The organism is Sphaerisporangium melleum, assembly GCF_014646695.1.
Lineage (GTDB): Bacteria > Actinomycetota > Actinomycetes > Streptosporangiales > Streptosporangiaceae > Sphaerisporangium > Sphaerisporangium melleum.
The window spans coordinates 26,166-33,573 of the sequence record NZ_BMNT01000063.1 but is presented as its reverse complement, the minus strand read 5'-3'; the positions used below and the strand labels follow the sequence as shown (position 1 = coordinate 33,573).

Genomic DNA, 7,408 nt, shown 5'->3' with positions numbered 1-7,408 from the left:
TGGGACAGATTCGGCGCCTCCACCTCGATCGCGGCCAGCAACTCCCGCACCTGCTTGGGCCCCTCGCACAGCAGCTCAAGCACCCGGATGCGCAGCGGATGCCCGAGCGTTCTGAACAACTCGGCCTTGGCCTGATACAGCGGGACCGTCATCACCCGCCCCCGCCCTCGACCATCTCGGCGGCGGCCGGTCCTACCAGGGCACCCGCCTGCCAGGCGGTCGTCCGCGCCTTGATGTCAGCACCGTCCCGTCGCGCCGCGGCCGAGGCCCGGCGCGCCCTGGTCGCCCGCAGCCGGCGATCGCCCACCAGCGCGCTCACGCGGCGGGCTCCCCTCCGCCGTCGGAGCCGGCCTCGCCCCAGGTGTCCTCCGGCTCCGCAGGTGCGGCAGGTGACACATCCACGCCCAGCTCCCGCCGCAGCGAATCGAGATCACCGCCAGGGCTGTACCTCAACGCGCGAGCGACCTTCACCTGCTTGGCCTTGGCCCGGCCACGTCCCACCTGACATCACCTCCTCGTCGACACCCATCACGTAATTGCGTATATAGAGAATTACGAAAACCTGCAACTAGTCAAATCGGGGGGCCGCCCGGATCCGGGCGGCCCCCCGGCGGGGACGATGTCACGGTGAAGCACGAGCCGAGCGGCCGCGGGGCGCGGAACAGGATTGCGGTGCCGGTCGGCCGCCAAGCCGTCTCGATCACAGCACCGCATTCCCCCCAAGCCACCTGACGCGGGCGGGTCGCCGAACAGCGCGGCCCACAACCGGTTCCACGTGATGAGGTTCCAGGCGGCGTCGTACACGCTCAGCGGTGTACCGGTCAGCCGATCCAGGCTCGTGCACGTCAACACCCTGCTGGTGCAGCAGGTCCTGGCCGAACCGGCCTGGGCGAAGAAGCTGAGCGACGAGGACCGGCGCGGCCTGACCGCGTTGTTCTGGTCGAACGTCAACCCGTACGGGACCTTCCGCCTGGACATGGACAAGCGGCTCGACCTGGTGTCCGCTGCCGTGCCCCGGCCCCGCACCCCAGCGGACACCGCCGCCCGATCGACCATGGACACACGATGACGGAGACCCACGCCTTCCAAGGACCTCACCGCCCCCCGGATGAACGAAGCGTCCTGGCGGGGCCATGACCTGCTCCGGGCCTATGCCGCACGCGACCGCGCCGCGATTATCGAGCATCTCGCGCATCTGGAGGACGACCAGCTGGAGTTCGCCAAGGGCGTGTCCGCGAACTTCTACGACGACGCCCTGTCGATGCTCCGGGACACCGGCCTCCCGTGAGTCCCGGCCTCTCTCGTGCGGGAGGTCGACGCGGTGGCCCGCTTCGCACCGACGGAGCACGAGTTCACGGTCACCACGGCCGCCCGCCGCCTGGCCCGGGGCGAGGTGACGATGCGGGCACTGATCGGCGGGTCACTGGAGGTCCGCGATCGCATCCACACCGTGGCCGTCTACATCCTCGCCCTCCTCCTGGTCTCCTTCAGCCGCAAGCGGGTCCAGCAGATGCTCGACAAGGCCGCGGACATGACCGAGGCGGTCGGCAGACACCCACGGCCGTACTGCGTCGTATAAGTGGCGGTGCGAGAACCTCCGGACAGGACCAGGGACAACCCGAACCTTGCTCGGCCGCCACAACCTCACCGCCGGCGCACTGTGACCGCTGCAGAACGAGGGTGGCCGGTTGGACGGTGTGCATGCCGTCCAACCGGCCACTTACTTGCTTGGTACCGGGCGGTCCGACCTCGTCTGCAAGACCGCCGGCGTCCTTGGGGTCAGTGCTGTGCGGCGAACCTGTCTTCGATCGCCTTGAGTACGAGGTCGGGGCGTTCCGTCGGCACCTCGTGGGAGGTGCCCTTGGCGGTGACGAGCGTCCGGTTGGGCGCTTCCTTGACGAATGAGGCAGCCGCATCACGCCAGTGCTGGGCGTCCGGGGGAGAGCCTGCGAACGGGGTCTTCTCCGAGACCATGACCGTTGCGGGCACTGAGGTGGGCCACACCACCTTGTGGAAGGCCTGGTGCGCTTCGGCGAAGCCCTCCGCGGTGGAGATGAGCTGGCGGTTAGCCGGCTTCTCGGGGTCCTTCTTCGCTGCGTCGACGTCCGGCTGGGTCGCGGCGACGAGGCGGGGGATTTCCTCGTCGGTGAAGAACTGAGGGAGGTTGGCGTCGACCAGGACCGCGCCGGAGAGCATCTCCGGATCGTCCTGGGCGAGGTTGTTCGCGATCTCGCCGGCCTGGGAGTGGGCCACCAGGGTGACGTCCTTGGTGATGCCCAACTGCTTGAGGCCCGCCTTGAGGTCGCTGACGGCGCTCTGGACTTTCCACGCGCCGGGCACCACGTCGCTCTTGCCGAGGCCGGCCCGGTCGTAGGTGATGACGGTGGCGCCGGTGGCCGCGTGAACCTTGGGGGCGATGTCCTTCCACTGCGAGGAGTCCTCGCCGCCGCCCGAGTCCAGGACGATGGTGGAACCGCTGCCTTGTATGGCGTAGAAGGCCAGGCGGTGACCGTCGTTGTCGACCATGTGCAGCTTCGCCTCGGCCGCCTTGCCGGTCCCCGCAGAAGCGGACGGGATGGCGGACGTAGAGGCCGAGGAACTGGACGAGGAATCGTTGCTGCCGCACGCCGTGGCGGCGCCGGCAGCCAGGGTCAGCACGGTGAGAGACGACAGCACGCGGTACATGGACCGGTGCCTGCGGGGGGTGCGGGACATGAGTGATCCTTCGAGAGCAGAGGGTACGCCGTGTCTGCCCAATCATTCGAGATCCCGGCAGCTCGCACGATCTGGCTGGCATGTCTGTTGGTGGTGGTGCTGAGACCAGAGTGGAGTGGGGTTATCCCCCGCGAGCGGCCGCTGAGACTGTGAATTATGTGGACCTGCTGGTCACCGGGCTCACGCGCGCGTCCAGGAGGCTGGGCAGGTGGACGGCTCTCCTGGCAGTGACCGAGGGGCGGCGGCACCGTTATACGCGACCCACCGCAACCTCGAGTTCGGCTGTGGCGCGGCCTCCCTCGGCACCGGAAGCAGGTCGGGGCGCGCGTCTTACTGATGAAACGCTCACGGCGATGCCCGCCCCGATGAACAGGGGGCATTCATCAATCGACCGTTTACCGAACGCGCCCCGCCGAGCCGCCTTGCGGCCCGACTTCCCGTCAGGACCGTTCATTTTCCCGTTCATCAACTGCTGGCGTTCAGATCGCTGCCTGAAGCGTTTGATGAACAGAAAGGGACCCCATGGCGCTCATCGGACTGGTCCGCGTCAGCACCGACAAACAGAAGACCCGGCGCCAGCACGACGCCCTCGGCCCGATCTGCCTCAAAGTCTTCGAGGAGAAGATCAGCGGCAAACTCGCCGTCGACAACCGGCCCGGCCTGACTGCCGCCCTCGGCTACCTCCGCGACGGCGACATGCTCACCGTCCAGGAAGTCGACCGCCTCGGCCGCAACCTCCTCGAAAGCCTGATCGTCCTCAACGACCTCTTCCAACGCGGCATCGCCGTCAAAGTCCTGGACGGCATCGCCGCCGGCGAGCACACCGAACGCTCCCTCATCCTCGCCCTCGCCCTCGCCCTCGCCGAAGACCGACGCCGCGACATCGTGAAGAAGACGAAAAACGGCCTCGACTCCGCCCGCGCACGCGGCCGCATTGGCGGCCGTATCGTTGTCGTCGTCGTTGATGTCGTCGACGACGACAAGCGCCGCGTGATCCTTGCCCGCCGCGCCGAAGGCCATTCGATCCGCGAGATCGCCGCCGCCGTCAAGGTGTCCGTCGGCGTCGTACACAAGACCCTCAACCCCACCCCGTAGAGCCCACTTCCTACCGGCGGGTTACTTGTTCCCCGGTGTCTGGGCTAGGACTTCGGGGCCGAGACGGGCGCATCGCGAACATGAACAGATCGAGGCGTCGCGATCGAGACCGGGACGAGACAGTGCCGCTATTCCACCTCGCGTACTTCCACGGCTTCGGGCGAACCGGAGCTCGAGGTCCGCGGCACGCGACCGATCACCTCTGAGCGGGCCCGGGCGGGCGCCCCGGGGATGGAGGCGCGGCCGCGGCGCGCAGTTCGGCGGTGACGGCGCGCTCGCGCAGCCCGGCGGACTCCGCGCGCAGGGTCTCGGTCTGCGCCCGCAGGTCGGCCACCCTGGCCCGTTCGATCTCCAGCAGGGCGGCCAGCCGGTCGCGCTCGGCGGCGGCGGTGCGCTCGCCCTCCACCGCGGCCGCCACCGCCGCGGCCGCCTGCCGCTCGGCGGTGCGCACACGCGCCCCCGCCTTGCGGTCGGCCTCGGCGGCGCGGGCGGTGGCCTGGGCGGCGTCGGCCGCCGAGCGGGCGGCCCGTCCCACCGCCTCGGCCCTGGCCTGCTCTGCCTCGGCCGCCCTGGCCAGGGCACGGTCGCGTTCGGCCTCGGCGGCCTGCGCCCGAGCGATGGCCGCGGCCGCGGCCTGCTCAGCCTCGGTGCGCGCGCGGCGGGCCATCTCGGCCTCGGTCCGGGAGGCGTCACGCTCGGCGGCGGCGCGGTCGGCGCGCCGGTCGGCCTGCTCGGCCAGCCGGCCCGCCTGGCCGGCCTCCTCGCGTGCCTGGCGTGCCTCGGCCGATGCGGCCTGCACCTGTTCCCGGGCCTGCCGAGCCGCCTGGTCGGCCTCGGCCTCGGCCCGCGCGGCGCGCCGCTCGGCCTGCTCGGCCGCCTGCTCGGCGCGCCGTTCGGTCATGGCGGCCTCCCGCAGGGCGGCCAGCGCCTGCTCGCGGGCGGTCTCGGCGTCCGCGAGGGCGGTGTCGCGCTCGGCCAGGGCCTCGCGCATGCGCTCTCGTATCTCCTCGCGTTCCCTGCGGGCGTGCTCGGTGGCCTCGCGGGCCAGGCGTACCTGCTCGAACGCCTGCTCCCTTTCGGTGCGGGCGATGGCGACGCGGGTGTGGGCCTCGGCCTGGACGGCGCTCAGCTTCGCCTCCACTCCGGCCGGGCTGAGCTCGTCGGCGAGCACCTGCGCCAGCGGGGCGATGGCCGCCGCCAGGCCCTTCTCCATGCGGCCGTAGAGATCCTCGGCCCGGGCCAGTGCCCCCTCCAGGCCGGGGGTGGCCCGGCGCAGTTCGCGTTCGCGTTTGGCCGCGGCCTGGCAGTCACGCTCTGGGCAGTACTCGCGGGGCCGGCCGCGGCCGGCGCGCCGCTCGATCGCCGTTCCGCAGTGCTTGCACGCGGTCACCGCGCCGGTGCCGCCCTCGCTCGTGCCCTCGCCGTCAGATCCCGCGGCGCGCCCGTGCTCCGCCGCGCCCTCCGTCTCCGTGATCGCCACGGCCCGACTCTAACAGTTTTCTATTTTCCAGAAATTCAAATCCAGAAAAGGCGATCTGTTGCGTGTCTCCGGGCTCGCCCAACTCACGAGAAGGAGACTTCCCGCAAGTAATCCGATCGGACGGCCACCGGCGGGCAACCACGGGGTGCGGGCCCGTCTGAGCGTCCAGACAGCGCTCGAAGGAGCCGGGCCCCCTGCGCATCGCGACATCCGCAGGCGTCTAGACGGCGATGCCGCGCCATGCGAATATACGTTCGATTAACGAAGATCGTCAGTGGAAGCGAGTGCCCGGGCCATGCCGAAGCTCTCGCTCCTCCCCTCCTCCGGATTGGAGTGCATGTGCGCCCATCGACCTTCGTTCGGGCTCCGCTGCCGCGCCGATTAGTCGCCCTGGCCAACGCCCTGCTCCTGATGGCGGCCCTGCTCATCGCTCAGGCGCCCGCCGCCGCAGCCGCCGGGATCGTCACCGACCTCGGCGTCGCGGCCGGGCGGGGCGGAGACGTGGTGGCGCGCGGCAGCAAGGTCTTCGTCGCCGCGGACGACCGGATCATCGTCACCTCCCTCGACGGCCGGCTCATCGACACGATCGGCGGCCTGTCCGGTGCCGTCGCCCTGGCCGCGCCGGACGGCGGCAGAAAGGTGTACGCAGCGCTGCGCGATTCGCACGAGGTGATCGAGATCGACACCGTCACGGTCACCATCACCAGGCGTATCGACCTCGCCGCCTACCCGTGCCCGTCGAATCTGGTGCAGTCCTACGACCGGCTGTGGGTCGGATACGGGTGCGGCCAAGCGGGAGAGGGCGGTGTCGTCGGCCTCATTCTGTCGGCTGCGGCCCCCACCCCCGTCCCGATCGGGCCGGGAACGACCCGGCCTCCGCTGGTCGCCGTCGCCAGGAACACGCTGGTGACCGCGGAGCCGGGAGTCACCCCCGCCGTGATCAGGGTGTACGACGTCAGCACCACCCCGGCCACCCCGCGCGGCGAGATCCGCCAGGACACAGGCGGGCTGCCGCCCCTGCGGGACCTCGCCCTCACCGAGGACGGGTCGACGGCGCTGTCGGCATCGGCCGATACCCACCGGTTCGACGCCTGGGACACCACGACCCTGGCTCAAGCCCGTCCCTTCGGCGACAGCGAGTCAAGCGATCATGGTCTCGCCGCCGCCATCACGGCCGACCCGGACGGCGCCTACGTCGTGGGAGGCCGGAACTCCTCTGACACGGCGGAGCTCGTGGTGTACGACGCGACGACAGCGGAGGTGATCTACGCGACCGACCACCAGGGGAAAGAACTGGTGGCGGGCAGCATCGCCTTCTACGGCACACTCATCTGGGGGGTGCTGAAGGAGCCGGACACCGGGCGGATGCATCTGTGGCGGCTGCCGCCTTCGCCCTTCCACTCCTCCACCCTGACCTTGACGGCTCCCCCCGAAGCGACCGCGCTCGAGCAGTTCACCCTCAGCGGGCGGCTCACGTTGAGCACCGGATCACTGCCCGGCGTGCAGACGCTCGAAGTGAACCGCTGGCTTCCCGACGGCACCTCCCGGCCCTTCCAGGAGATCACCACTGCGGCGGACGGGACCTATGAATTCACCGACACTCCCCCATCCAGCGGAACGTTCGAGTATCGGGTGTACTGGCCGGGCAACTCCTGGTACCGGGGCCGCGGCGCCTCGGCGACCGTCACGGTGACCTCGTATCAGCCGGTGCTCACCGTGGACGGACCGGCGACAGGCGTCGTCGGCGATCAACTTGAGTTCAGCGGCAGCTTCGGCGCGGACGGCGTCGTCTTCCCGCCGACCACGATCACCGTCTCACGCAAGGTCGTCGGCCCGGATGGCACCGTCACCTCCAAAGCGCTGCCGAAGGTCGCTCCTGCCTCTGACGGATCGTTCGGCTTCGCCGATACGCCCGCCACGGCCGGCGAACACACCTACACCATCAGGCTGGCCGGGAACTCGGCCATCGGGCCGGCGCACACCATCCACACGGTCACCGTCCTGGGATCGACGGGCATTCGACCGAAAACTCGCGGTTAGCGATCCCCGCAGTACTGCTCGTCGCGGATCGCCGTTCCGATCCGCGTGACCTGAGCGATCATGCCGGACAAGGGGCCT

General features: G+C 70.1%; 11 protein-coding genes. 5 read left to right on the top strand and 6 right to left on the bottom strand.

The genetic code is table 11. From position 1 onward, the window contains the following. From IEY93_RS35150 to IEY93_RS39890, 4 genes are all read right to left on the bottom strand, one after another. On the bottom strand, window positions 1-152 hold a 152-nt coding region (locus IEY93_RS35150; protein ID WP_189167494.1), incomplete at its 3' end, for an ArsR/SmtB family transcription factor. Then, entirely contained in the window at window positions 152-319 is a 168-nt protein-coding gene (locus tag IEY93_RS35145) for a hypothetical protein (RefSeq protein WP_189167493.1), read from the bottom strand. The genes IEY93_RS35145 and IEY93_RS35150, both read right to left, overlap by 1 nt. Next, window positions 316-501: a DUF3073 family protein gene (locus IEY93_RS35140; RefSeq protein WP_189167492.1), complete on the bottom strand. Its 186-nt coding sequence runs from the start codon at window positions 499-501 to the stop codon at window positions 316-318. Before IEY93_RS35140 ends, IEY93_RS35145 begins: the two co-directional genes overlap by 4 nt. Before the next feature lie 51 nt (window positions 502-552). After that, window positions 553-804, bottom strand: a complete 252-nt coding sequence (locus tag IEY93_RS39890) for a hypothetical protein (RefSeq protein WP_373291549.1) — start codon at window positions 802-804, stop codon at window positions 553-555. Between IEY93_RS39890 and IEY93_RS35130 the strand changes: the two genes are divergently transcribed. Genes IEY93_RS35130 through IEY93_RS35120 form a run of 3 tightly spaced genes read left to right on the top strand, consistent with a single transcriptional unit; the run spans window position 779 to window position 1,579 of the window. Then, the gene (locus IEY93_RS35130; protein WP_229691734.1) at window positions 779-1,069 is read left to right on the top strand and encodes a Tn3 family transposase; all 291 of its coding nucleotides are present in this window, start codon (window positions 779-781) and stop codon (window positions 1,067-1,069) included. The two genes, IEY93_RS39890 and IEY93_RS35130, sit on opposite strands and share 26 nt — an antisense overlap. Before the next feature lie 39 nt (window positions 1,070-1,108). Then, window positions 1,109-1,288: a hypothetical protein gene (locus IEY93_RS35125; RefSeq protein WP_189167491.1), complete on the top strand. Its 180-nt coding sequence runs from the start codon at window positions 1,109-1,111 to the stop codon at window positions 1,286-1,288. A 33-nt stretch (window positions 1,289-1,321) separates the two neighbouring features. Then, a complete protein-coding gene (locus IEY93_RS35120) occupies window positions 1,322-1,579 on the top strand; it encodes a hypothetical protein (protein ID WP_189167490.1) in 258 nt (85 codons plus the stop codon). A 200-nt stretch (window positions 1,580-1,779) separates the two neighbouring features. On the opposite strand, the gene IEY93_RS35115 is transcribed toward IEY93_RS35120, so the two are convergent. Continuing rightward, the gene (locus IEY93_RS35115; RefSeq protein ID WP_189167489.1) at window positions 1,780-2,715 is read right to left on the bottom strand and encodes an alpha/beta fold hydrolase; all 936 of its coding nucleotides are present in this window, start codon (window positions 2,713-2,715) and stop codon (window positions 1,780-1,782) included. A gap of 522 nt (window positions 2,716-3,237) precedes the next feature. Here IEY93_RS35115 and IEY93_RS35110 point away from each other — a divergent pair. Then, window positions 3,238-3,810, top strand: a complete 573-nt coding sequence (locus tag IEY93_RS35110) for a recombinase family protein (RefSeq protein WP_189167488.1) — start codon at window positions 3,238-3,240, stop codon at window positions 3,808-3,810. A gap of 196 nt (window positions 3,811-4,006) precedes the next feature. Here IEY93_RS35110 and IEY93_RS35105 read toward each other — a convergent pair whose 3' ends face one another. Further along, a complete protein-coding gene (locus IEY93_RS35105; protein ID WP_229691733.1) occupies window positions 4,007-5,290 on the bottom strand; it encodes a hypothetical protein in 1,284 nt (427 codons plus the stop codon). A gap of 339 nt (window positions 5,291-5,629) precedes the next feature. On the opposite strand from IEY93_RS35105, the gene IEY93_RS35100 reads away from it, so the two are divergent. Further along, window positions 5,630-7,330 (top strand): WD40 repeat domain-containing protein, encoded by a 1,701-nt coding sequence (locus tag IEY93_RS35100; protein ID WP_189167487.1) that lies wholly within the window; start codon window positions 5,630-5,632, stop codon window positions 7,328-7,330. Window positions 7,331-7,408: the final 78 nt, after the last annotated feature.